At 53.8% G+C, this 25,028-nt stretch carries 22 protein-coding genes; 11 read left to right on the top strand and 11 right to left on the bottom strand.

Features of this window, described 5'->3' with window-relative positions:
* Window positions 1–43 precede the first annotated feature (43 nt).
* Window positions 44–817 carry an esterase gene (gene ybfF, locus HV037_RS17100; RefSeq protein WP_047415163.1) on the bottom strand — a complete coding sequence of 258 codons (774 nt, stop codon included), beginning with the start codon at window positions 815–817 and terminating at the stop codon, window positions 44–46.
* 194 nt (window positions 818–1,011) lie between these two features.
* On the opposite strand from ybfF, the gene seqA reads away from it, so the two are divergent.
* Entirely contained in the window at window positions 1,012–1,554 is a 543-nt protein-coding gene (gene seqA, locus HV037_RS17095) for a replication initiation negative regulator SeqA (protein WP_103283625.1), read from the top strand.
* A 24-nt stretch (window positions 1,555–1,578) separates the two neighbouring features.
* Entirely contained in the window at window positions 1,579–3,219 is a 1,641-nt protein-coding gene (gene pgm, locus HV037_RS17090; protein ID WP_016155986.1) for a phosphoglucomutase (alpha-D-glucose-1,6-bisphosphate-dependent), read from the top strand.
* Between the two features lie 71 nt (window positions 3,220–3,290).
* On the opposite strand, the gene potE is transcribed toward pgm, so the two are convergent.
* From potE to kdpF, 9 genes are all read right to left on the bottom strand, one after another.
* Entirely contained in the window at window positions 3,291–4,610 is a 1,320-nt protein-coding gene (gene potE / locus HV037_RS17085) for a putrescine-ornithine antiporter (RefSeq protein WP_016155987.1), read from the bottom strand.
* Window positions 4,607–6,805 (bottom strand): ornithine decarboxylase SpeF, encoded by a 2,199-nt coding sequence (speF, locus tag HV037_RS17080; protein WP_047501716.1) that lies wholly within the window; start codon window positions 6,803–6,805, stop codon window positions 4,607–4,609. Before speF ends, potE begins: the two co-directional genes overlap by 4 nt.
* A 256-nt stretch (window positions 6,806–7,061) precedes the next feature.
* Window positions 7,062–7,166 carry a leader peptide SpeFL gene (speFL, locus tag HV037_RS17075; RefSeq protein WP_114149115.1) on the bottom strand — a complete coding sequence of 35 codons (105 nt, stop codon included), beginning with the start codon at window positions 7,164–7,166 and terminating at the stop codon, window positions 7,062–7,064.
* 278 nt (window positions 7,167–7,444) lie between these two features.
* Window positions 7,445–8,122 carry a two-component system response regulator KdpE gene (kdpE, locus tag HV037_RS17070; protein WP_049269245.1) on the bottom strand — a complete coding sequence of 226 codons (678 nt, stop codon included), beginning with the start codon at window positions 8,120–8,122 and terminating at the stop codon, window positions 7,445–7,447.
* Window positions 8,119–10,803, bottom strand: a complete 2,685-nt coding sequence (gene kdpD / locus HV037_RS17065) for a two-component system sensor histidine kinase KdpD (protein WP_103283626.1) — start codon at window positions 10,801–10,803, stop codon at window positions 8,119–8,121. Before kdpD ends, kdpE begins: the two co-directional genes overlap by 4 nt.
* Window positions 10,804–10,813: 10 nt before the next feature.
* On the bottom strand, window positions 10,814–11,380 hold the full coding sequence (gene kdpC, locus HV037_RS17060; RefSeq protein WP_103283627.1) for a potassium-transporting ATPase subunit KdpC: 567 nt from the start codon (window positions 11,378–11,380) through the stop codon (window positions 10,814–10,816).
* Window positions 11,381–11,388: 8 nt separating this feature from the next.
* Window positions 11,389–13,437 carry a potassium-transporting ATPase subunit KdpB gene (gene kdpB / locus HV037_RS17055; RefSeq protein WP_103283628.1) on the bottom strand — a complete coding sequence of 683 codons (2,049 nt, stop codon included), beginning with the start codon at window positions 13,435–13,437 and terminating at the stop codon, window positions 11,389–11,391.
* Window positions 13,438–13,457: 20 nt separating this feature from the next.
* On the bottom strand, window positions 13,458–15,137 hold the full coding sequence (gene kdpA, locus HV037_RS17050) for a potassium-transporting ATPase subunit KdpA (RefSeq protein WP_046274707.1): 1,680 nt from the start codon (window positions 15,135–15,137) through the stop codon (window positions 13,458–13,460).
* Window positions 15,137–15,226 (bottom strand): K(+)-transporting ATPase subunit F, encoded by a 90-nt coding sequence (gene kdpF, locus HV037_RS17045; protein ID WP_001670793.1) that lies wholly within the window; start codon window positions 15,224–15,226, stop codon window positions 15,137–15,139. The genes kdpA and kdpF overlap by 1 nt, the downstream gene beginning before the upstream one ends.
* A gap of 308 nt (window positions 15,227–15,534) precedes the next feature.
* Here kdpF and HV037_RS17040 point away from each other — a divergent pair, with 308 nt between their 5' ends.
* The 3 genes from HV037_RS17040 to HV037_RS17030 all read left to right on the top strand — a co-directional run bounded on the left by HV037_RS17040 (window position 15,535) and on the right by HV037_RS17030 (window position 18,372).
* Window positions 15,535–15,741: a YbfA family protein gene (locus HV037_RS17040; protein WP_003022870.1), complete on the top strand. Its 207-nt coding sequence runs from the start codon at window positions 15,535–15,537 to the stop codon at window positions 15,739–15,741.
* 124 nt (window positions 15,742–15,865) lie between these two features.
* Complete coding sequence (gene phrB, locus HV037_RS17035; RefSeq protein WP_103283629.1) at window positions 15,866–17,284, top strand: deoxyribodipyrimidine photo-lyase; 1,419 nt, start codon at window positions 15,866–15,868, stop codon at window positions 17,282–17,284.
* Between the two features lie 161 nt (window positions 17,285–17,445).
* On the top strand, window positions 17,446–18,372 hold the full coding sequence (locus HV037_RS17030) for an Rpn family recombination-promoting nuclease/putative transposase (RefSeq protein ID WP_103283630.1): 927 nt from the start codon (window positions 17,446–17,448) through the stop codon (window positions 18,370–18,372).
* Window positions 18,373–18,421: 49 nt separating this feature from the next.
* Here the strand turns inward: HV037_RS17030 and dtpD are convergent, their stop codons facing one another.
* Window positions 18,422–19,903 carry a dipeptide permease DtpD gene (gene dtpD / locus HV037_RS17025; protein ID WP_103283631.1) on the bottom strand — a complete coding sequence of 494 codons (1,482 nt, stop codon included), beginning with the start codon at window positions 19,901–19,903 and terminating at the stop codon, window positions 18,422–18,424.
* Between the two features lie 289 nt (window positions 19,904–20,192).
* On the opposite strand from dtpD, the gene ybgI reads away from it, so the two are divergent.
* From ybgI to HV037_RS16995, 6 genes are read left to right on the top strand one after another with little or no spacing between them, the layout of a single operon-like run.
* The gene (ybgI, locus tag HV037_RS17020) at window positions 20,193–20,936 is read left to right on the top strand and encodes a radiation resistance protein YbgI (protein ID WP_016152273.1); all 744 of its coding nucleotides are present in this window, start codon (window positions 20,193–20,195) and stop codon (window positions 20,934–20,936) included.
* Window positions 20,937–20,951: 15 nt separating this feature from the next.
* The gene (gene pxpB / locus HV037_RS17015) at window positions 20,952–21,608 is read left to right on the top strand and encodes a 5-oxoprolinase subunit PxpB (RefSeq protein WP_046274709.1); all 657 of its coding nucleotides are present in this window, start codon (window positions 20,952–20,954) and stop codon (window positions 21,606–21,608) included.
* A complete protein-coding gene (pxpC, locus tag HV037_RS17010; protein ID WP_181500117.1) occupies window positions 21,602–22,534 on the top strand; it encodes a 5-oxoprolinase subunit PxpC in 933 nt (310 codons plus the stop codon). Before pxpB ends, pxpC begins: the two co-directional genes overlap by 7 nt.
* Window positions 22,524–23,258: a 5-oxoprolinase subunit PxpA gene (pxpA, locus tag HV037_RS17005; RefSeq protein WP_016155997.1), complete on the top strand. Its 735-nt coding sequence runs from the start codon at window positions 22,524–22,526 to the stop codon at window positions 23,256–23,258. Before pxpC ends, pxpA begins: the two co-directional genes overlap by 11 nt.
* Before the next feature lie 55 nt (window positions 23,259–23,313).
* A complete protein-coding gene (locus tag HV037_RS17000; protein ID WP_103283632.1) occupies window positions 23,314–24,036 on the top strand; it encodes a DUF969 domain-containing protein in 723 nt (240 codons plus the stop codon).
* On the top strand, window positions 24,033–25,028 hold the full coding sequence (locus tag HV037_RS16995; RefSeq protein WP_103283633.1) for a DUF979 domain-containing protein: 996 nt from the start codon (window positions 24,033–24,035) through the stop codon (window positions 25,026–25,028). Before HV037_RS17000 ends, HV037_RS16995 begins: the two co-directional genes overlap by 4 nt.

The following is a 25,028-nucleotide window of genomic DNA, read 5'->3' as shown; positions in this document are numbered from 1 at the left end:
CAACGCCCACGCGCGTAATCACGCGCAGACGCTGAGTTTTTAATCAGTTAGCCTGTTCGCTCAGATAACGACGGATGGCGCGCAGTACCGCCTCCGGTTTTTCCGCATGCACCCAATGGCCCGCGCCTGCAATAACGTGCGCCCGAGCCTGCGGGAATTGCGCCAGCAGTTGTTCGCGATACGCTTCGGTTACATAAGGTGAGTTGCCACCGGGGATAAACAGCGCCGGGTGTTCCCACGCCGGGATGGTCTCCCAGCCGACAATATGAGGATATTGCTCCCACAGCACGGGAACATTAAAGCGCCATTCGCCGTCCACGAAGGATTTGAGCAGAAACTGGATCACGCCTTCCTCTTGCAGATGCTGGCGCATGACGCTCGCCGCCTGCTGACGCGAAGAGGACTGTGCATCAGTCACTGCGTTAATGGCAGCAAAAATCTCATCGTGACGGCGAACATGATAGTCAACGGGAGCAATGTCGATGGCTACCAACCGTTCGACACGTTCAGGGGCCAGCGCGGTTAACGCCATGACGGCTTTGCCCCCCATCGAGTGACCAATAAAGATCGCTTTTTCGATTTGTTGATCGTCCAGCGTATCCAGCAGATCTTGCGCCATGGCCGGATAATTCATCTCAGGTGAACGCGGGGAGAGGCCATGATTTCGCATATCAACCTGGATGATATCGTGATCGGCCACCAGATCGCGCGCCAGGATCCCCAGGTTATCCAGACTGCCAAACAGGCCGTGCACCAGGACGATGGGAGAATTATTGTGCAGGTTTTGCGCAGATTGCGCTCGGATATTCAATTTCATGGCAAAGTTCTTTTTTTCACACTCACGGGTTAGGGTATCATGTTGACCATTCTGCCACATGGCTGCAACAACTACGGTTACTCTGAGTTTTGCCAGCCACCAGGCTTGACGCTATCCGCTGTTGGGATTTGCCTTTACACTACGCGTGTTGACCCCAACAACTTGTATTCAGCTAAACACTGCACTGGATTAAGATGAAAACGATTGAAGTTGATGATGAACTCTATAGCTATATTGCCAGCCACACCAAGCATATCGGCGAGAGCGCATCCGACATTTTACGGCGTATGTTGAAGTTTTCCGCCGCATCACAGCCTGTCACTCCGGTAGTAAAAGAAGTCCGCGCTGTGCAAGCTGTCGTGGAAGCGAAGCCGGTTAACCCCGTAAAAGATAAAGTGCGCGCGATGCGTGAACTGCTGCTGTCCGACGAATATGCGGAGCAGAAGAAAGCAGTAAATCGCTTTATGCTGGTGCTGTCTACACTCTATTCACTGGATCAAAACGCGTTCGCCGAAGCAACGGAATCGTTGCATGGGCGTACGCGCGTTTATTTTGCAGTAGATGAACAGACGCTGCTGAATAATGGTAATCAAACCAAACCGAAACACGTGCCAGGCACGCCGTACTGGGTGATCACCAATACCAATACCGGCCGTAAATGCAGCATGGTTGAGCACATCATGCAGTCAATGCAATTCCCTGCGGAATTGATTGAAAAGGTTTGCGGAACAATTTAATCCTTGCATTAGAAGGACCAGGCAATGGCAATCCACAACCGTGCAGGTCAACCTGCGCAACAGAGTGATTTGATTAACGTCGCCCAACTGACGGCACAGTACTATGTACTGAAACCAACAGCAGGGAACGCTGAGCACGCCGTCAAGTTCGGTACGTCCGGACATCGCGGCAGCGCAGGTCGTCATAGTTTTAACGAGCCGCATATTCTGGCTATCGCTCAGGCGATTGCTGAAGAACGTGCGAAAAACGGGATCACTGGCCCGTGCTACGTGGGCAAGGATACCCACGCGCTGTCTGAACCGGCTTTTATCTCTGTACTGGAAGTGCTGGCAGCGAACGGCGTGGACGTCATCGTGCAGGAAAATAACGGCTTTACGCCAACCCCTGCCGTGTCGAATGCTATCCTGGTCCACAACAAAAAAGGCGGCCCGCTGGCTGACGGCATTGTGATCACGCCATCCCACAACCCGCCGGAAGATGGTGGCATTAAATACAACCCGCCAAACGGTGGTCCGGCAGATACTAACGTCACCAAAGTAGTGGAAGACAGGGCTAACGCTCTGCTGGCTGACGGTCTGCAAGGCGTGAAGCGTATGTCGCTGGATGCTGCGCTGGCATCTGGTCATGTAAAAGAGCAGGACCTGGTTCAGCCGTTTGTTGAAGGACTGGCCGACATCGTCGACATGGCGGCGATCCAGAAAGCGGGCCTGACGCTGGGCGTCGATCCGCTTGGCGGTTCCGGTATCGAATACTGGAAGCGTATTGCCAAGCACTACAACCTGAACCTGACTATCGTTAACGATCACGTTGATCAGACTTTCCGCTTTATGCATCTCGACAAAGATGGCGCAATCCGTATGGACTGCTCCTCCGAGTGCGCGATGGCGGGACTGTTGGCGCTGCGTGACAAGTTCGATCTGGCCTTTGCCAACGATCCGGACTACGACCGTCACGGTATCGTCACCCCGGCGGGCCTGATGAATCCGAACCACTACCTGGCGGTGGCGATCAACTACCTGTTCCAGCATCGTCCGCTGTGGGGCAAAGACGTTGCCGTTGGTAAGACGCTGGTCTCTTCGGCGATGATTGACCGCGTAGTGAATGATTTAGGGCGTAAACTGGTCGAAGTTCCGGTTGGCTTTAAATGGTTCGTTGACGGTCTGTTTGACGGCAGCTTTGGCTTTGGTGGTGAAGAGAGCGCGGGCGCTTCTTTCCTGCGCTTTGACGGTACACCGTGGTCAACCGACAAAGACGGCATCATCATGTGCCTGCTGGCGGCAGAAATTACCGCAGTGACTGGTAAGAATCCGCAAGAGCACTACAACGAACTGGCAGCCCGCTTCGGCGCGCCAAGCTACAACCGCCTGCAGGCAAGCGCGACCTCCGCGCAGAAAGCGGCGCTGTCTAAGCTGTCTCCGGAAATGGTGAGTGCCAGCACGCTGGCGGGCGACCCGATCACGGCACGTCTGACGGCGGCACCGGGTAACGGTGCTTCTATCGGCGGTCTGAAGGTGATGACTGACAACGGCTGGTTTGCTGCGCGTCCGTCAGGTACTGAAGACGCTTATAAAATCTACTGCGAGAGCTTCCTTGGTGAAGAACATCGCAAGCAGATCGAAAAAGAAGCTGTTGAGATTGTCAGCGAAGTGCTGAAAAACGCGTAAGTCTTGTTTGTACTGACGCGTTTTGTAGGCCCGGTAAGCGTTAGCGCTACCGGGCTTTTTTATGCCAGGATTTAACTATGCTTATTTTTCAGTTCAAAACGCGGTGATACCAGGCCATACAGCGTCCAGCCGAGGAAGGTCACGATAGAACCATAAAGCATTGCTTCTTCGCCAGAGGAGTAGAGCGCATAGAAGCTGTACAATGCGCCAACAAACGCCACGAAGTTTGCCGGTTTCGCTTTCGACGACGGAACATTCGCCATTTTTTGAATAATTACCAGCGCGGCCATCGACAGAATATACGGAATGATGTTCGTCACCACCGCCAGGTTGACCAGCACGTTGAACTGACTGTTCAGTGACGGGCTGATAGTCATCAGTGATAAACCACTCTGGATGATCACGATAGCCAGCATCCCCTGAACCGGCGCATCTACTTTGGTCACGCGGGAGAAGATTTTAGGGAAGTAACCCCCATCAGCCGACGATTTGAATACCTGAGCGATAGTGAATTGCCAGCCCAGCAGTGAACCGCAGCAGGACATCACCATCAGCGCCATGATCACCTTACCGACTTCCGGGGTGAACATTTGTGCAAAGGCTAAACCGAACGGCGCCGTAGAGTTAGCCAGATCCATATTCGGCACAATCCCGGCTATCACGTTGGTGGAGATGATGTAAATCACCGCCGCGCCCAGCGTACCGCCCAATACGGCGATGGGCACGTTGCGTTCCGGATTGTCTACCACTTCAGCGTTGGCGCAGGCCGATTCCAGACCCAGAAAAGCCCACAAGGTCATCGCAATGGAAGAGCCGACAGCCGTGAAGAACGGGACGTGGTGTGGATTCCAGGAGTTAGCGTACAGCGTCGGACTGAACCAGAACCAGCCGATGATACACAAACCGACAACCGGAATAATGACGCCCCAAACGGTGATGCTGCTGATCTGCCCGGTAATGCGCGCCCCGCCAAAGTTAGCCACGGTACAGATCCACAGTACACCAATGGTTGCCAGGCCAATCTGCACCGGTGTCAGTGTGGCGCCAAACAGCTCGGTACCGTAGCCAACGGCGGAGATGGCGATAGCCACGTTGGCGATTAACAGCGAAACGCCATAAGTGTAGTTCGCCATAAAGTTACCGGATTTGCCAAAGGCGTATTCAGCGTAACCCCCCATACCGCCAGATTTACGGCTGAACATACCGCATTTTGCGAAGGCCCAGGCCAGCGCCATTGAACCGACAGCAGTCACCAGCCACGAGATGATCGAGATAGTACCGACTTCCGCAAGCTTGGTGGGCAACATGATGATTCCGGATCCCATCATATTAACCATGGTCAGGATAGTGAGCTGGACGACGCCCATTTTGTTGGATTTGGCTTTGCTCATAACATTTCCCCTTTCAACAGAGCGTGTTGCGCGCTTTGTTGCTTAATCACGTAGCACCACACCTGTTTACGACCGTCGTGTTCTTCGATGTAGACACCCTGGAGTTCAGGCGCAAAACCCGGTAGCAAATTGATTCCTTCTTCCAGTGCGCTGAAGTAACGTAATACCGAACCGCCCCAGATTTCACCCGGAACCACACACAGCACGCCCGGAGGATAAGGCAGCGCGCCTTCTGCCGCGATGCGACCTTCAGCGTCCGGCAGACGCACCAGTTCAACTTCACCACGCAGATATGCATAGTTGGCATCCTGGGGATTCATGCTGACGCGCGGGAAATGTGCCTTACGGAACATCTCTTTCTGTAGCTGCTTCACGTTGTGACGCGCATACAAATCGTGCATCTCCTGGCACAGCTGGCGCAGGGTGTAACCGGCGTAACGGGCTTCATGCTGCTTGTAGATCGAGGGCAGAACCTCGGCTAGCGGGGCATCGGCTTCCAGCAGTTTTTCGAAACGCACCAGCAGGGCGACAAGCTGCTGCAACTTCGCCATATCCTCTGCGGGGGTCAGCAGGAACAGGATGGAGTTGAGGTCGCATTTTTCGGGCACCACACCATTTTCGCGCAGGAAGTTAGCCAGAATGGTAGCCGGAACGCCGAAGGTATCGTATTCGCCGTTACGCGCATTAATACCCGGAGTGGTGAGCAGCAATTTGCATGGATCCACAAAATACTGGTGTTCGGCATATCCTTCAAAGGCATGCCAGTGTTCACCGGGGACAAAATGGAAGAAACGCAGGTCGCTGGCGATTTCAGCGGTGGGATAAGCCTGCCACGGTTTACCCTCTACTATCTCCGGCACGAACGGGCGGATATGGTGGCAGTTTTCCAGGATCAACTTACGAGTATCAATTCCGTTGACGACGCAGTCCATCCACATGTTGCGCCCGCTGACGCCTTCATGCATTTTGGCGTTGATGTCCAGTGCGGCAAAGAGCGGATAGAACGGGCTGGTGGAGGCGTGCATCATGAACGCGTTATTCATTCGTTTATGAGGCACGTAGCGAGACTGGCCTTTAATATGGCTGTCTTTTTTGTGGATCTGCGAAGTCTGAGAGAAGCCTGCCTGTTGTTTGTGCACTGACTGGGTGACCAGAATACCGGGGTCATTTTCGTTAAGATCCAGCAACAGCGGAGAGCAATCGGCCATCATCGGAATAAACTGCTCATAGCCAACCCACGCGGAGTCAAACAGGATGTAGTCGCACAGATGACCGATCTTATCCACCACCTGACGGGCGTTATAGATTGTGCCGTCGTAGGTACCTAACTGAATCACGGCCAGACGGAACGGACGCTCATCTTTCGAACGTTGTGGCGCAACTTCACTCACCTGTTCACGTAGATAGCCTTCTTCAAAGCAGTGCGCGTCGATCCCGCCGATAAAGCCGTACGGGTTACGCGCGGTTTCCAGATATACCGGCGTTGCCCCGGCCTGCAATAACGCGCCGTGGTGGTTTGACTTGTGGTTGTTGCGGTCGAATAACACCAGATCGCCTGGGGTGAGCAATGCGTTAAGCACCACTTTGTTCGATGAGGAGGTCCCGTTCAGTACAAAGTAGGTCTTATCCGCGTTGAAAACTTTAGCTGCGTGCTGTTGTGCGATGCAGGGAGCGCCTTCGTGAATCAGCAGATCACCCATTGCGACATCGGCATTACACAAATCGGAGCGGAAAAGTGTTTCGCCGAAATATTCGACAAACTGATTACCCGCAGGATGGCGACGGAAAAACTCGCCCCCCTGATGACCAGGACAATCAAAGGCGCTGTTACCCTGATTGACATAGTCGACAAGCGCACGGAAGAACGGCGGACGTAACTGCGTTTCATAATGGCTGGCGGCGGTTTCTAACTGCCGGCCATAAAAGGCGGTACGGGCTTCATTACATTCGAATACACCTGAGATCCGCGGCAGATGTTCAGATGGAACACGTTCTTCATTTTCGGTGGCGATAAAAACAGGAATCCCATAGCCGGTGGCGTCAATTTCATCGAGTTTTCCACGTTCAATATCATTGATGGATAACACGATAGCAGCAACATCAATAAAATTACTTTCATCGATATTTACGCAAGAACGCTGCGTAGAAAAACAATCAGGACAGGAACGGCTTACGGCAATTTTTAATTCTGACATTTTCATCTCTTTATTTTTAGGTAATAGCAGGCCCTCAATTTCTCAAATGAGAAATTGATAACTCCGGAAAAAAAAGCAAAGTCATACCGCTGATAAATAAATCAGTAAATTGCTTTTTTGAAGATGCAATAAACCCTAACCGGTCCGGTCACAGGTAATACAGGGTTATGCAGGGAGAGCACTGCGGATACAGGCGTTAGCCTGCGATACAGAGAGTCAGGAAGACCTGTATACTTGAGTGCCCTTAGTCGGAAGACTAACGGGCATTAAAGAAATGAAAGTCGAAACTGTTGCGGTGGGCAAACATCATAATATGCGTTGTTCGCCTTATATGTGGCATTGTACGGCTATTATTTTCCATTTTAGTTACCTTTACTGGATAAGTGGAAGGTGCGGGTATTTTATCCAGGAAATGGCTATGAACTGTGAAGAAGATCAATAAAAAACGATCGTTTATAAAATATTTAGTCGCCATTTATGCATAGTGCGGGACAAGATGCTGTTTTGTTGTTTATATGTTATTTATTTGTATTTTATTATTTTTTTACAATATTCTACTGGCTGCATAATAAGTATTATGCAGTGGAGTGAGTAATGAAAAATATATTTATTAATTAATCAGAAAAAATGAATAAGAATTCACGGCATAAACCGATAGCCAATTCCGGTTTCGGTCAGAAAATGACGCGGACGGGCCGGGTCCTGTTCCAGCTTCTGGCGCAGGTGTCCCATATAAATACGTAGATAATGACTGTGTTCGACGGCGTTTGGTCCCCAAACCTGATTTAACAACTGGCGTTGCGTCAGTACCTTCCCGGCATTATTTAGCAGAACCGCTAACAGACGAAACTCAATCGGCGTCAAATGAATTTCCTCGTCACCACGGTGAACGAGGCGCGCGGCAATATCCACTTTGACGTTGGAAAAATGTACCACCGGTTCGGGAGACGCACCGCTGGCGTGGCGACGCAATGCCACGCGCAATCTCGCCTGTAGCTCGCCAATACCAAAGGGTTTACTGAGATAGTCATCGGCACCGGCATCCAGCGCAGCAATTTTATCGCTTTCCTCACTGCGGGCTGAAAGCACAATCACCGGAATCGCGCTCCATTGTCGCAGGTCGCGAATAAAATCAATGCCGTCGCCGTCCGGCAGGCCGAGATCGAGAATGATGAGATCGGGTTTTCGCGTGGCGGCTTCCAACAGACCACGTTGCAGCGTTTCCGCTTCATATACACGCAGGCCATCGGCTTCCAGCGCAGTGCGCAGAAAGCGGCGAATGGCATGTTCATCTTCAACAATCAGTACGTTCGTCACATATCCTCATGAAAATCTTCAAGTTCAGGGGGGATTTCCTGGGGCAGTGTAACACGAAAACAGGCTCCTCCTTGCGCGCGATTGTGGACCGAAATAGTACCGCCGTGCACGTCCACAATAGCCTGACAAATTGCCAGCCCCAGCCCAACGCCGGGAACCGATGACTCTTTATTTCCCCGGGAAAATTTGTCAAAAACGCGCTGTTCCATACCCGACGGAATACCCGGCCCATTATCCCAGACGTCCAGTTGCAGATGTGCGCCATCGACGCTGGCATTAATACCGATTTGCGCCTGTGGCCCCGCGTATTTGACGGCGTTTTCCAGCAGGTTAATCAGCACCCGTTCAAAGAGCGGACCATCGACGTGAATCAATGTTAACGGTTCAGGTAACGACAGATTTATTGGAGCAGAGAGACCGGGCTCCAGCATCTGCAGGGCGCTGCCGACCACCTCTTCCAGCGTTAACCACTCCTTCTTAAGATTAAAGCCGCCAGACTGAATTCGCGCCATATCCAGCAGGTTATTAACCAGTCGGGTAGTATTCAGAACGTGCTGGCGAATCTCACTGGCCTGGCGCGCGTGCGGCGATCCCTCGCTGGCCAGATCCAGCGTTAAGATTTCCGCCTGACCGAACAACACCGTCAACGGCGTGCGTAAATCGTGGGACAGAGCAGCGAGCAGGGCGTTGCGAATGCTTTCGCGCTCGCTGGCAAACCGCGCCTGCTCTTCGCTGGCGGTCAGCGTCAGGCGCTCCAGCGCACTGGCTACCAGTAGAGTGAAGGTTTCCAGCAGGCGTTGCTGTTCGGGGATCATAAGCTGGCGTAAATTTCCCGGTTCGACCACCAGCAGCCCATGCGTTTTATCGGCGCTTTTTAACGGTAAAATCTGATACGGCACGCCCGGTAACGTGTCGGTGCCTGCACCGGCCGGTTGCCCTTTGTCAAAGCTCCATTGGGCAATGGCGTCATCCCACGGTGTCATGCCCTGTTGATGGGTGAGCGGGGCCAGCTTACCGTTCTCACCGGGCAGTAAAACCTGGCTGCGGGCCTGAAACGTTGAAGCGATAAACTGTTCACTGGTGGCGGCGATATCCGTCTGACTCCGACCGACGGCCAGCGCTTTCGACATCTCATACAAATGACGCGTACGCTGTTCACGATAACGCGCAACCCGCGCCTGATAACGCACCCCGGCGGTCAGATTACCAATAACCAGCCCTACCGTTAGCATTACGGCAAAGGTGAGCAGGTACTGAACGTCTGAAACGGCCAGCGTCCCGCGTGGGGCAATAAAGAAGAGATCGAAGCTGGCGACGTTAATAAAGGTTGCCAGTACTGACGGCCAGCGTCCGTAAAAGAGTGCGATAACCACCACACCCAATAAATAGATCATCACCAGGTTGGCGGCGTCAAAGGCCATTAGCCACTGCATGGCGATTAGCGTAATAATGGCGCACAGCGCAACGGCAACCACACAACCCTGAATTTGTACCCGCCATTTATCCTTAAAGGTGCGACTATCAGCCGTTTGCAGCACAGGGCGTGAAGGGGGCTCATCGAGCGCAACAATCATCAGGTCGAGATCCGGTGCGCGATGAGCGAGTTTGTCGGCAAAGGAATCGCTACGCCACCAGCGACGCGTAGTCGGACGCCCGAGCACAATTTTTCCCAGATTATGCTCACGGGCATAGTGGATGACCGCTTTGTCTTCGGCGGGGTCGGAAAGGGTGGCTGTTTCTGCGCCTAACTCCTGAGCCAGCCGCAGAGCGCTTAAAATTGCGCGGCGTTGTTTTTCGGGCAGTCGGTGCAGCGCGGGCGTTTCGACATACACCGCATGCCAGACGCTGCCGAGACGCGCCGCCAGACGTGCGGCGGCGCGTACCAGTTTTTCGCTGCCGGTATTGTGCCCAATGCACAGTAAAATAGCGTCGCGGGTATGCCAGACTTTCTCCTCTCCCGGACGTCCTCGCCAGGCGCGCATCTGATCGTCTACCCGATCAGCCGTGCGGCGCAGGGCCAGTTCACGTAGCGCGATCAGATTACCTTTGCGAAAGAAATGCTCAATTGCTCTTTCTGCCTGACCGGCGATATAAACCTTGCCTTCGTTCAGGCGCTGGCGCAAATCGTCGGGGGGGAGATCGACCAGCACCACATCGTCGGCGGCATCGAAAAAAGGGTCGGGTACGGTTTCACGAACCTGAATGCCGGTAACGCCGCTGACCACGTCATTGAGACTTTCCAGATGCTGCACGTTAACGGTAGTAAAGACATCAATCCCGGCTTCCAGCAGCTCTTCAATGTCCTGCCAGCGCTTAGGATGCCGTGAGCCTGGCGCATTACTGTGCGCCAGTTCATCCATCAAAATGAGCGCCGGACGGCGAGCCAGCGCCGCGTCGAGATCGAACTCATTGATATGGCGACCGTGACGCGCCTGTCGCTTTAGCGGCAGGATGCTGAGGCCGTCCAACAGCGCGGCGGTCTCTTTGCGTCCATGGGTTTCCACCACGCCAATCAGCACATCTAACCCTTGCGCCCGCAGTCGCTGGGCCTCTGTCAGCATGGCCCAGGTTTTGCCGACGCCAGCACAGGCACCGAAGAAAATTTTCAGTTTTCCCCGGTGCGGGGCCGTGGTCTGCTCCAGCAGGCGATCGGGGTCGGGGCGTAAGGGTTCGTTATGCATGTCCTTTTTCTCAGTGCTTATCCAGCGCTAAATTAAGTTCCACCAGGTTCACCACCGGCTGACCGATAAAACTGACCAACGGCTTTTGCGTATATTGTGCAACCAACCGCGTAACCTCTTCAACGCTGAGGTTGCGAGCCTGCGCCACGCGGGGAATTTGCCAGGCCACCGCGGCTGGCGTCAGGTTGTTATCCAGCCCGCTGGAAGAAGCCGTTACCAGCTCTACCGGGACGGCAGGACTGGCCTGCGGGTTGGCGGCACGCAGCGCGGCAATCCGGCTTTGCAGCTGTTTATCCAGTTTCGGGTTGCTGGCTGCCAGATTACTGCCGCCTGAAGCCATTGGATTATAGGGCATTTCAGCTGTGGCAGACGGACGCCCCTGAAAATAACCGGCAGCGGTAAAATGTTGCCCGATGAGCTCAGAGCCGCGAACCACCTGACCTTCGCTAAGAAGCGAACCGTTAGCCTGGTGGGGAAACCACCACTGCCCCAGCGCGGTCGTCAGCAACGGGTAAGCCCCGCCGGTGATAAGCATCAGGAAAATCAATGTTGATAATGCAGGACGTAATCCACTCATCTGAAACCTCACACCAGACCCAGCAGGGTCAGCAGTAAATCAATCGCTTTGATACCGATAAACGGCACAACCAAACCGCCCAGACCATAGATCCACAAATTGCGGCGCAACATCGCGGATGCGGACAAAGGTTTGTAGCTCACGCCTTTTAGCGCCAGCGGGATCAGAAAGACGATAACCAGCGCGTTAAAGATAACCGCGCTGAGGATCGCCGAGTCTGGCGAATGCAGTCCCATCACGTTCAGCGCATTGAGCTGCGGATAGGTGGCGGCGAAGGCGGCCGGGATAATAGCGAAATACTTCGCGACGTCGTTGGCAATACTGAAAGTGGTCAGCGAACCGCGCGTCATCAGCATTTGTTTACCAATGTGCACTACTTCAATCAGTTTGGTGGGGTTGGAATCGAGATCCACCATGTTACCTGCTTCTTTCGCTGCCTGAGTTCCCGAGTTCATGGCGACCGCAACATCGGCCTGCGCCAGGGCAGGAGCGTCATTGGTTCCGTCGCCGGTCATTGCCACCAGACGACCTTCCGCTTGATACTGACGAATCAGCGCCAGCTTGGCTTCCGGCGTGGCTTCAGCTAAGAAGTCATCCACTCCGGCCTCAGCGGCGATCGCGGCAGCGGTCAGGCGGTTATCGCCGGTGATCATCACCGTTTTAATCCCCATTTTGCGCAGTTGGGCAAAACGTTCTTTGATCCCGCCTTTCACGATATCTTTCAGCGCAATCACGCCCAGTACGCGGGAGCCTTCGGCAACCACCAGCGGCGTTGCGCCAAGGCGAGCGACGCTTTCGACCTTCTGCTCCACATCGGCGGGAAAGTGGCCGCCGTTGGCTTCAACGTGCCGACGAATGGCATCGACCGACCCTTTGCGGATCATTCGGTTGTCGATGTTGATGCCGCTCATCCGGCTTTGGGCGGTAAACGGCACAAAGGTAGCGTGCAGCGATTGCACGTCGCGAATACGCAGATTAAAGCGCTGTTTTGCCAGGATCACGATGCTGCGGCCTTCCGGCGTTTCATCGGCCAGCGATGAAAGCTGTGCGGCGTCGGCCAACGTTTTTTCGTCCACGCCGTGGGCGGGCAGAAAATCCGAAGCCTGACGGTTACCCAGCGTAATGGTGCCTGTTTTATCCAGCAGCAGTACGTCTACGTCACCTGCCGCCTCTACTGCACGTCCGCTGGTAGCGATGACATTCGCGCCCAGCATGCGGCTCATCCCGGCGACGCCAATCGCTGAGAGCAGTCCGCCTATCGTTGTAGGGATCAAACACACAAGCAAGGCAACCAGCACCGTGATGCTGACCGCACTACCACCCCAGGCGGAAAACGGCCATAGCGTGGCGGTCGCCAGCAAAAAGATAATGGTCAGGGCAATCAGCAGGATCGTCAGGGCGATTTCATTGGGCGTTTTACGCCGCTGCGCGCCTTCAACCATGGCGATCATCCGGTCGAGGAACGTTTCACCAGGGTTGACGCTGCATTCGATAACCAGCCAGTCGGAGAGGATGCGGGTCCCGCCGGTGACGGAGGCGAAATCGCCACCGGATTCACGAATCACAGGCGCGGATTCACCGGTAATGGCACTTTCATCTACTGATGCGCCACCTTCAATGACCTCGCCGTCACACGGGATAATATCGCCAGCTTCCACCAGCACGATATCCCCTTTCCGTAAATCATCGGCAGGAACGTGATCCATTGCCGCGCCGTATTTGGGTTCGCGAAGTTTGCGGGCGAAGGCGGTTTTTTTGACTCCCTTTAGGCTGTTAGCCTGAGCTTTACTGCGACCTTCTGCCAGCGCCTCAGCGAAGTTGGCGAACAGAACGGTAATCCACAGCCACAGACTTATCGCGCCGGTAAACCACGGGCTGCCCTTCATATGACCTGTTGCCATCGCCACCGTTAACAGGGTTGTTAACAAACTGCCCAGCCAGACGATAAACATCACCGGGTTACGCCACTGGGTATGTGGGCTTAATTTTTTCACGGCGTCCATCAGCGCCTGTGCGACCAGAGAGGGTTCGAACAGCGCCAGTTGCTTGCGACTCATAGTAATGTGCTCCGCATCACTCAGTGTAATGACAGGTATTCTGCGACCGGGCCAAGCGCCAGGGCAGGAACAAAGGTGAGAGCGCCAACCAGTAACACCGTACCGATTAACAACCCGACAAACAGCGCGCCGTGGGTAGGTAGCGTGCCTGGGCTTGCTGGCTGGATCTTTTTACTGACCAGCGACCCGGCAATAGCCATCACGGGGATGATCACGCCGAAGCGACCGAAGAACATGCACAGGGCCAGCAGGCAGTTCCAGAACGGGCTATTGGCGCTTAATCCGGCAAAGGCGCTACCGTTGTTGTTCGAGGCAGACGACACGGCATACAGGACTTCACTAAACCCGTGAGGACCTGGATTAAGCATGGCGCTGCGCCCGGCATCGCTCATCATGGCGATGGCTGTCCCGAGCAGGACCAGCGTAGGGGTGACCAGAATCGCCAGCGCGGTCATTTTCATTTCGCGCACGTCGATTTTCTTACCCAGATACTCCGGCGTACGGCCAATCATTAACCCGGCGATAAATACCGCCAGCAGCACGAACAGCAGCATGCCGTACAGACCTGAACCCACACCGCCGAAGACCACTTCACCAATCTGCATCAGCCACATAGGTACCATGCCGCCCAGTGCGGTAAAGGAGTCATGCATCGCATCGACAGCCCCGCAGGATGCTGCTGTGGTGACGACGGAAAAGAGACTCGTGGCCAGCACGCCAAAGCGGCTCTCCTTGCCCTCCATGTTGATATTGCTGTCGGCACCGAATGCCATCAGGTGCGGGTTGCCCTGAACTTCGGCCCACATCACGACGGCAACGCAGACTGCAAAAATCAGTGACATGGCCCACAGTAAGGTCCGCCCCTGACGACGATCGCCCACTACATCACCAAAGGCAAAACACAGCGCGGTGGGAATTAAGAAAATAGCCAGCATCTGTACCAGATTGGTCAGTGCGGTTGGGTTTTCAAACGGATGCGATGAGTTAGCGTTAAAGAATCCCCCTCCGTTAGTGCCGAGCATCTTAATCGCTTCCTGTGAGGCGACTGGCCCCATTGGCAGCAGCTGTTTCACCCCTTCAAGGGTGGTGATGGGCTGATAAGGCAATATGTTTTGCAACGTACCTTGCTGAATGAAGAACAGGGCAATGAGCAACGCAATAGGGACGAGGATCCACAGCGTAATGCGAACCAGATCGACCCAGGCGTTGCCCAGCGTGTTCATACTCTGGCGTGTGAAAGCGCGGGTCAGGGCAAAAATCACCGCAATTCCGGTCGCCGCAGACAGGAAATTCTGCACGGTCAACCCGGCCATCTGGCTGAAATAGCTTAAGGTGGTTTCGCCAGCATAGGATTGCCAGTTGGTATTAGTGACAAAACTCACCGCCGTGTTGAGCGCCAGATCCCACGAAAGCCCTGGCAGTTGCTGGGGATTTAGCGGCAGCAGGTTTTGCGCCATTAGCATCGAAAACAGGACCAGCAGGCCCAGCGCATTGAGAGCAAGGATAGCCAGCAGATACTGCCGCCAGTTCATCTCCTGCTGCGAGATGCCCAGACCGCGCCAGAGTAAATGCTCCGCGCCAACCAGACCCGGCAGGGGCGTATTGTTGATCAGTCGAGCCAGCCCAAATCCCAACGGTCTGGCGATGACAAATAGCACCAGCAAGAAACTGGCAATGAGTAAAAATCCTTGGGCCGCCATCAGAACGCCTCCGCATTGATCAGGGCATAGACCAGGTAACCTAATAATAAAAAGACCAGCACAATGCCGGTTATCACGCCTGCACTCACAGTGCACCTCCAGTGGCATAAATGTGATAACCAGAGCGTAGGTTTTTGCTTGCAAAGATTTCGCAAAAATCAGCGGGTGGGGTGTAAAAAAAGTATAAAAATGGCAAAAACCATTATTTAACTAATGGTTAGTATTAATTTAACTTTTATGTAACTTAATTACAGTTTTAAGCTAAACGGAGCATTAATAGATAAAAATAAGTGGTCGGATGAGTAGCAAAATTACACACAAGGCGGTATTATTTTCATCAGTTAACCAAGTTTATTTTTCCGGTGCTATTCACCGAACAGATATATGGGAGAGGATTATGGACTTTTATAAAGAATATCCAGCACACATTGTTTTCTTGCGCCGTACCTTTGCCGTAGTGGCGGGCGTGCTGGCGCTACCGGTCATGCTGTTCTGGAAAGACCGCGCTCGTTTTTACAGCTACCTGCACCGCGTCTGGTCTAAAACCAGTGATAAACCGGTGTGGATGGAGCAGGCTGAAAAAGCCACCTGCGATTTCTACTAAGTTATCGTTCTTGCTCAAGAAAACCGCTCACAGTAATGTGGCGGTTTTTTTTATGCGCCGACGTCTACACTTGTCGGTGTAATAGATAACGAGTGGCAATGATTAATTTATATCCGGGAGTATTATGACCACCCATCTGGTCTGGTTTCGACGTGATTTACGTCTGCATGACAACCTCGCGCTGGCGGCGGCTTGTCGGGATCGTACTGCGCAGGTCATCGCGCTATATATCTCTACTCCTGAGCAGTGGAAGGCGCACGAAATGGCCCCACGTCAGGCGGCATTTGTGAGTGCGCAGTTGAATGCGTTGAAGGCGGCGCTGGCGGAAAAAGGCATCCCGCTTCTGTTTGATGAAGTTGCAGATTTTGCGACCAGCGTGGAAACCGTCAAAAACGTCTGCGCACAGCATAGCGTCAGCCGATTGTTTTATAACTATGAATACGAAATAAACGAACGTCAGCGTGATGTTGCCGTTGAGAAGGCATTACCCCATGTGGTGTGTGAAGGGTTTGATGACAGCGTGATCCTGCCTCCAGGGGCGGTCATGACCGGCAATCACGAAATGTATAAAGTCTTTACACCGTTTAAAAATGCCTGGCTGAAGCGGATTAAAGAGGGTGTTCCAGAATGCGTTAGCGCGCCGAAGGTGAGAGAAAGCGGCGCTCTTGACGCTCCGTTAACATCAATAACGCTGAGCTATCCGCAGCAAGATTTTGATACGCAGCGGTTTGTGGCAGAAGAAAAACTGGCTATCGCGCAATTACGCCAGTTTTGCCAGCAGGCCGCGAGAGAATATGAGCAACAGCGTGATTTCCCCGCGGTTGACGGTACCAGTCGATTATCCGCAAGCCTGGCGACAGGGGGATTGTCGCCGCGCCAGTGCCTGAATCGACTGCTCGCGGAGCAGCCGCAGGCGCTTGAAGGAGGGGAAGGCAGCGTCTGGCTGAACGAACTTATCTGGCGTGAATTTTATCGTCATCTGATGACTTACCATCCGGCGCTGTGTCGGCATCAACCGTTTATCCGTTGGACCGATCGCGTGCAATGGCAGAATAATCCGGCACATTTGCATGCCTGGCAAACAGGGAACACGGGATACCCGATTGTGGATGCGGCGATGCGTCAGCTCAACGCCACGGGCTGGATGCATAATCGATTACGCATGATTACAGCCAGTTTTTTAGTGAAAGATCTGCTGATCGACTGGCGTAAAGGCGAGCAATATTTTATGTCGCAACTGATCGATGGCGATCTGGCGGCCAATAACGGCGGCTGGCAGTGGGCGGCCTCAACCGGGACCGACGCCGCACCGTATTTCCGTATCTTTAACCCCACGACTCAGGGCGAAAAATTTGACCGCGACGGTGAGTTTATCCGCCAGTGGCTGCCGGAACTGCGCGATGTGCCGGGTAAAGCCATTCATGACCCGTGGACATGGGCTGAAAAAGCGCAGGTTACGCTTAACTATCCTCGTCCGATTGTCGATCATAAACAGGCAAGACTGGCGACGCTGGCGGCCTATGAGGCGGCGCGCAAGGGATAAGTATGTGACGGATTTCTGCGTAATGCCTTCCAGCAGAATGAACATGTTGCAGTCGGGAGCTATTAGCGCTGAAACGTGCTCTCAGTACCGTGAATACCCTGCTGCATAAGTTTTCCCTCAGCAGTAAATTTCCGTCATCTTCATTCAGATGACGGAAATTAATGACAACGCCAACGACATCCACACCGCACGATGCGGTGTTTAAAACGTTTTTACATCATCCCGAAACTGCGCGGGATTTTCTCGACATTCACCTGCCAGCTGAACTGCGGACACTTTGCGATTTGAATTCGCTGAAGCTGGAGTCAGAAAGCTTTATTGAAGCGGATTTACGTTCGCGCTACTCCGACGTGCTCTGGTCTTTGCACACTCGCGACGGCGACGGTTATGTCTATGTGGTTTTAGAGCATCAAAGTTCAGCCGAGCCGCATATGGCTTTTCGTCTGTTGCGTTATGCGATGGCGGCGATGCAGCGCCATCTGGACGCAGGGCATAAGGAACTGCCGCTGGTGATACCGATGCTGTTTTATCATGGCTGCCGAAGCCCTTATCCGTACTCGTTGTGCTGGCTGGATGCCTTTGCCGACTCCGTGGTGGCAAGACAACTTTATTCCAGCGCATTTCCGTTGGTGGACATAACGGTGGTACCCGATGATGAGATCATGGCTCACAGGCGAATGGCGCTGCTGGAATTAATGCAAAAACATATCCGTCGGCGGGATTTGATGGGGCTGGTAGAGCAACTGACCACGCTGCTACTTACTGGATGCGCTAATGACACGCAATTACAAGCGATGTTTAATTACATTCTACAATCTGGCGATGAATCTCGCTTTAATGAGTTTATGCAAGAGATGACACAACGGATCCCCCAACACAAGGAGAGGCTGATGACTATTGCAGAGCGGTTACGGTTAGATGGATTACAGGAAGGTCTACAACAAGGACTACAACAAGGACTACAACAAGGAAAACAAGAAGCGGCATTGCGTATAGCGCAAACCATGTTGGAGCAGGGAATAGAACGCGAAATGGTAAAACTGGTGACCGGTGTTTCAGAAGCGGATTTGGCTGTAAACCATGCATAATCTCCAGAAAAACAGGCCCGAATCTTATTACATCATCGGGCCTGTAAACTCAGGACTCTACCGCCAGCGGACGATTTCTGAACTTCAACGACTGGTACAGCCAAATCAGCAGCACCAGCACCACACAGGCCAGCGCGCCCCAGGTTATTTCGCTAAAGACATCAATATATGCATTGATGGAATAGTTGATAGCGCCCGCTGAGTCAAACGAACCTTGTGAGGTCTGATCGGCGATAACGCCGGCCAGGTAGTTGGCGATGGCTCCGGAAAGCAGCATGTAAATACCCGTTAACACGCCGGTCACTCCTGGGATCTCGATACGTGTAATCTGAGACATAGCCACCGGATCGATAAACAGCTCGGCAAAGCCCATGACCGCCAGTCCCAATACCATCAGCGGCATGGAAGAGTGACCGTAAGCCGCGGACCAGCGGGCGCTCAAGGTCAGAATACAGAATCCGGCGCTCATTAAACCGAGGCCAAGGGCAAATTTACCCCAGATACGTACGGTACGATTACCGCTAACGCTTTCTTTGACCACCCAGGCCAGCACGATACCGCACAGCATAACGGCAAAGGCGTTAACCGACTGGAACATCGCAGTAGGGACGGAATATCCCAGAATATCGCGGTTAACGAAGCGGTCGATATACAGGCTAATCGAACTGCCGCCCTGTTGAGCAAAGGCCCAGAACAACAGACTGAAGAAGGTCAGCGTAACGATAAGCCCCAGTTCTTTGCGCTGTTTCAGGGTCTGCGCCTGGCGGTAAATCTTCGCCAGAACCGCCAGACCAATAACAGTAGCAACGATCAGTGCGTAAACGGACCACTCTTTCCAGAACAGAACGGTAATCAGCAGCGGTGCTGCAACCAGCAGAACTAACAACCAGGCCCAGTTTGGCAGCATATATTTTTTCGCACACAGAACGGCCTTGTTGACGCCGGTGGTATGGGCGAAATGGCGATTACCGCATACGAAAATCACCAGCCCCGCCAGCATGCCAATCGCCGCCAGCGCAAAGCCCATCGCCCAACTGTACTCTTCCTGCACGTAGCCGCAGGCAATAGGCGCGATGATTGAACCAATATTACCGGCAGCGTAGAGCAGAGAGAATCCACCGTCACGGCGAGGGTCTTCAGGCTGATACAACTCGCCTAACAGGCAACTGATGTTGGATTTAAACAGACCGTAGCCACAGACAATAATCGCCAGCGACAAATAAAGGAACGCCGGGGCCATTTCGCTGGCGCCCAATACCAGATGCCCCACTGCCATTAAAAATGCGCCGATCATCACCGCCATTCGATTGCCGAGCACTTTATCGGCCAGGTATCCCCCAAGAATGGGCGTGACGTAGACCAGCGAGCAGTAGGCGCTGAACAGTTCATATGCGTGATTATCGTCGTACTTAAGCTGGTTAGTGAGATACAGGATCAGCAATGCACGCATGCCGTAAAAACTGAAGTATTCCCAAATTTGTAGCGCAACGACGTAATAAATCGCCCGTGGTTGAGATGCTTGTTTATTCATTCTTTTCTCGAAGTAAATGCCTCGCGACAGGCTGAACGTGCTGCGCGAGTGTGTTTCCTTAAAGTTTTAACTTTGATACAGATCTGATTATTTTTGCAATATGCTGTCTGATTGCATAAATATACATGAATTAGATCGCGTGGGGGTAAGCAAATTGCGTTCAAATCGGGTGTGATTGTTTCTTGATGTGTCAGTGAAATGTCTATCGACGAACGCAAGCGGGAACGCTATTTTAACCTAAGCTGTGTTGCTGATTGGGCAGGCAGAATTTATGACTACGAGGACGATGATGAAAAACACCGAACTGGAACAACTGATCAACGACAAACTGAACAGCGCCGCCATTAGCGACTATGCGCCGAATGGTTTGCAGGTTGAGGGCAAAGAGACGGTGCATAAAATCGTGACCGGCGTGACCGCAAGTCAGGCGTTGCTGGATGAGGCGGTACGTCTGCAGGCGGATGCGGTCATCGTTCATCACGGTTATTTCTGGAAAGGCGAATCTCCGGTTATACGCGGTATGAAGCGCCATCGTCTGAAGACGCTGTTGGAAAATGATATCAACCTGTATGGCTGGCACCTGCCGCTGGATGCTCACCCGGAACTGGGTAATAACGCGCAGCTGGCAGCGCTGTTGGGGATCACCGTCATGGGTGAAATCGAGCCGCTGGTGCCATGGGGAGAACTCTCCATGCCGGTTCCGGGGCTGGAGCTGGCATCGTGGATTGAAGCGCGTTTAGGCCGTAAACCGTTATGGTGTGGTGATACCGGGCCGGAAAAAGTTCAGCGCGTCGCCTGGTGTACAGGGGGCGGTCAGAGTTTCATTGATAGCGCAGCCCGGTTTGGTGTCGATGCCTTTATCACCGGTGAAGTTTCAGAGCAAACCATTCACTCAGCCCGCGAGCAAGGGTTGCATTTTTATGCTGCTGGTCACCATGCGACCGAACGCGGCGGCATTCGCGCATTGAGCGAATGGCTGAATGAAAATACCGATCTGGACGTAACCTTTATCGATATTCCTAATCCAGCGTAATAAAGAGGGACGAAAGTGCAGCGAGCGCGTTGTTATCTGTTAGGTGAGAGTGCGGTGGTTCTTGAGCTGGAACCTCCCATTACGCTGGCGACTCAGAAACGCATCTGGCGTCTGGCCCAGCGTCTGGTTGATGCCCCGAATGTGCTGGAAGCTATTCCGGGAATGAACAATATCACGGTTACCCTGCGCGACCCGAAAACGCTGGCGCTGGATGCGATTGAACGCCTGCAGCGCTGGTGGGAAGAGAGTGAGGCGCTGGAGCCGGACTCGCGCTTTATTGAAATTCCCGTGACCTATGGCGGTGAGTTCGGCCCCGATCTGGCAGAGGTCGCCCGGCACAGTGGATTAAGCGACAAGCAGGTCGTCGAACTTCATGCGTCGGTTGATTATGTGGTGTGGTTTATCGGTTTTCAGCCGGGATTTCCCTATCTCGGGAGCTTACCTGAACCGCTCCATACTCCGAGGCGTGCGGAACCGCGTCTGCTTGTTCCGGCAGGTTCTGTCGGTATTGGCGGATCCCAAACGGGGGTCTATCCGCTTTCCACGCCAGGCGGATGGCAATTGATTGGCCGTACCTCCGTTGCGTTATTTGATCCAAAACGGCAGGAGCCGATTCTGTTACGGGCTGGCGATACCGTGCGTTTTGTCCCGCAGAAGGAGGGGATATGTTAAACATCATTCGCGCTGGCATGTACACCTCAGTACAGGACGGGGGACGCCATAGTTTTCGTCAATCCGGAATCAGTCACTGTGGCGCGCTGGATAAACCGGCGCTGAACGTTGCTAACCTGCTGGTAGGTAATGATGCGAATGCCGCTGCGCTGGAAATCACACTGGGGCAGTTGGTGGTGGAATTTGAAACCGATGGCTGGTTTGCCCTGACCGGTGCGGGATGTGAAGCGCACCTGGATCGTACTCCTGTATGGAGCGGATGGCGGCTGCCGGTGAAAGCCGGGCAGCGTCTGACGCTAAAACGTCCACATCACGGCATGCGCAGCTATCTGGCGGTAGCGGGCGGTTTTGATGTGCCCGAAGTAATGGGGTCGCGCAGTACCGATCTCAAAGTCGGAATTGGCGGGCTGGAAGGGCGTCTGCTGCGCGATGGCGATCGGCTGCCAATTGGCGCATCGACCCGGCAATTCAGCGGGCCGCAGGGCGTAAAACAGCTGATGTGGGGCAACCACATTCGCGCGCTCCCCGGGCCTGAATACCAGGAGTTTGACGAAGTATCGCAGGCTTCTTTCTGGCGCTCCCCGTGGCAGCTGAGTCCGCAAAGCAACCGTATGGGGTATCGCTTGCAGGGGCAGTCGCTGACGCGCACGACCGATCGCGAGCTATTGTCGCATGGTTTGCTCCCTGGCGTAGTGCAGGTTCCGCATAATGGTCAGCCTATCGTGCTGATGAAAGATGCTCAGACGACGGGCGGCTATCCGCGTATCGCCTGTATCATCGAAGCAGATATGTATCATCTGGCGCAGATCCCGCTCGGCCAGCCGATCCATTTTGTGCAGTGTTCGCTGGAGGAAGCGCTTAAGGCGCGCCACGATCGGCAGCGTTATCTGGAACAGTTAACATGGCGACTTAACAATGAAAATTGATCTCAACGCAGACCTCGGTGAGGGATGCCCTAACGATGCAGCGCTGCTGCAACTGGTGTCATCAGCCAACATCGCCTGTGGGTTTCACGCCGGTGATGCGCAGACGATGCTTTTAAGCGTGCGCGAAGCGCTAAAAAATGGCGTAGCGATAGGCGCGCATCCGAGTTTTCCGGATCGTGAAAATTTTGGCCGTAGCGCCATGACCCTGCCTGTGGAAACGGTGTATGCGCAGATGCTGTATCAAATTGGTGCGCTGGCTGCCATCACGCGTGCGCAGGGCGGCGTAATGCGTCATGTTAAACCGCACGGTATGCTTTATAACCAGGCGGCGAAAGATCCTCAGTTGGCGGATGCTATTGCTCAAGCGGTGTATGCCTGCGATCCGTCGCTGGTTCTGGTAGGGCTGGCGGGAAGCGAACTGATTCGTGCGGGTGAACGCTATGGTCTGGTAACACGTCAGGAGGTTTTTGCCGATCGGGGTTATCAGGCGGATGGCAGTCTGGTGCCGCGCAGCCAGCCGGGCGCATTGATTGAGGATGAAGAGCAGGCGCTGGCGCAAACGCTAGAAATGGTGCAATCCGGCAGAGTAAAAAGCCAGAGTGGAACGTGGGCGAACGTGACAGCCCAGACGGTATGCATTCACGGGGATGGTGAGCACGCACTCGCTTTTGCCCGTCGCTTGCGAGCCGCATTCAATGCATGCAATATTCAAATTAGCGCATAAATTTATTCATAAAAAACAATAATATATTACACAACAACATATACAGGACTGAATTATGGGAGAGGTAATTTCTCTCTGGCCATTGACGGGGATCGCCGTCATCGTGGTCGGATTTCTTTTACGTTTTAACCCGGTATTGGTGGTCATTATTGCCGGGATCGTCACGGGGCTGGCGGCGCATATGCCGGTAGCCACTATCCTTGAGAAGCTGGGTGAAGGTTTTCTTAACACCCGCAACCTGCCATTTATCCTGCTGATCCCGCTGGCGGTTATTGGCCTGCTGGAACGCCACGGACTCAAAGAGCGTGCTCAGGCGTGGATTGCAAAAATCCGCAGCGCCACCAGTGGTCGTCTGCTTATTGTCTATCTGTTCATTCGCGAAGCGACCGCTGCGTTAGGGCTGACCAGTCTGGGGGGGCATCCGCAGATGGTGCGTCCGCTGCTGGCGCCGATGGCGGAAGGGGCCGCAGAGAAAAATCACGGCGAGATACCTGGGGCGGTACGCTATCGTCTGCGCGCCATGTCAGCTGCGACCGATAACGTCGGACTGTTCTTCGGTGAAGATATCTTTGTTGCCTTCGGCGCCATCATTTTTATGCATAACTTTATGCTGGAGTCTGGTGGGATCCAGACCGAACCGCTGCATATTGCCTTGTGGGGGATCCCAACGGCAATTTGTGCATTCCTGATCCACGGTACGCGTCTGTGGCGTCTGGATAGCTATTTGCAACGTGAGGTGGCGAAAGCGAATGCCGTAGCGAAAGGGGAAGCGAAATGAATTTTCAACAAAGCTATCTCTACTGGCTGGCGGGAGCGGTATTACTGATTGTGGCGCTGATGTCCTGGCAGGACAAAGCGAACCCGCGTCGCTTCACCACCGGCCTGTTTTGGGGCATATACGGCGTACTGTTTCTGCTTGGCGACTGGACATATTCGCTGTTTGGCGACAAACGCACGGTGCATATTGCCGTTGGCGTTGCGGTGGTCGTGCTGGCCCTGATCGCCGGTTTTGGCGGCGTGAAGCTGGGAAGCTACCATCAACGAACGCAGCAACAGCGCGAAGAAAGCGCCAGTCGTCTGGGTAACCGCCTGTTTTTCCCGGCGCTGGCAATTCCGGTGGTAACGGTTATTGGCGTGCTGATGTTCAACCATATTCCGGGCTTACAGGATGCGCTGTTTGGGCCGGGTAATCACGCCACGCTGGTGACGCTCTTTTCTATGACCGCAGGCTCGTTGATTGGTCTGGCGATGGCGATAAAAATGACCCATGAGCGGGTTTATCAACCGATTCAGGAGGCGCGCCGTCTGCTGGACTCCATCGGCTGGGCGTTTATCCTGCCGCAGATTTTGGCCACGCTCGGGCTGTTGTTTACGGCAGCGGGCGTAGGCAGCGGTATTTCCTGGCTGACGCAAGAATACCTGGCGGTGGATAGCCGCTTTATCGCAGTGGCGGTGTACACCCTCGGCATGGCATTGCTGACGATGGTCATGGGCAATGCGTTTGCCGCTTTCCCGATCGTGACCGCTGGAATTGGGATTCCGATCCTCGTGCTGCAGCACGGCGGCAATCCGGCAGTAATGGCGGCAATTGGCATGTTCTCTGGCTATTGCGGGACGTTAATGACGCCGATGGCGGCAAACTTTAACATTGTTCCTGCAGCGCTGCTGGAGCTGCCGGATAAAAACGCGGTGATTAAAGCGCAGGTGCCAACCGGCATACTGCTGTTGCTGGTCAACGTGTTCCTGATGTATTTCCTGATGTTCTTGTAA

Source organism: Citrobacter sp. RHBSTW-00017 (assembly GCF_013797615.1).
Lineage (GTDB): Bacteria > Pseudomonadota > Gammaproteobacteria > Enterobacterales > Enterobacteriaceae > Citrobacter > Citrobacter braakii.
Note: the sequence above shows the minus strand (reverse complement) of the source record. Positions and strands in the feature narration are given on the sequence as shown.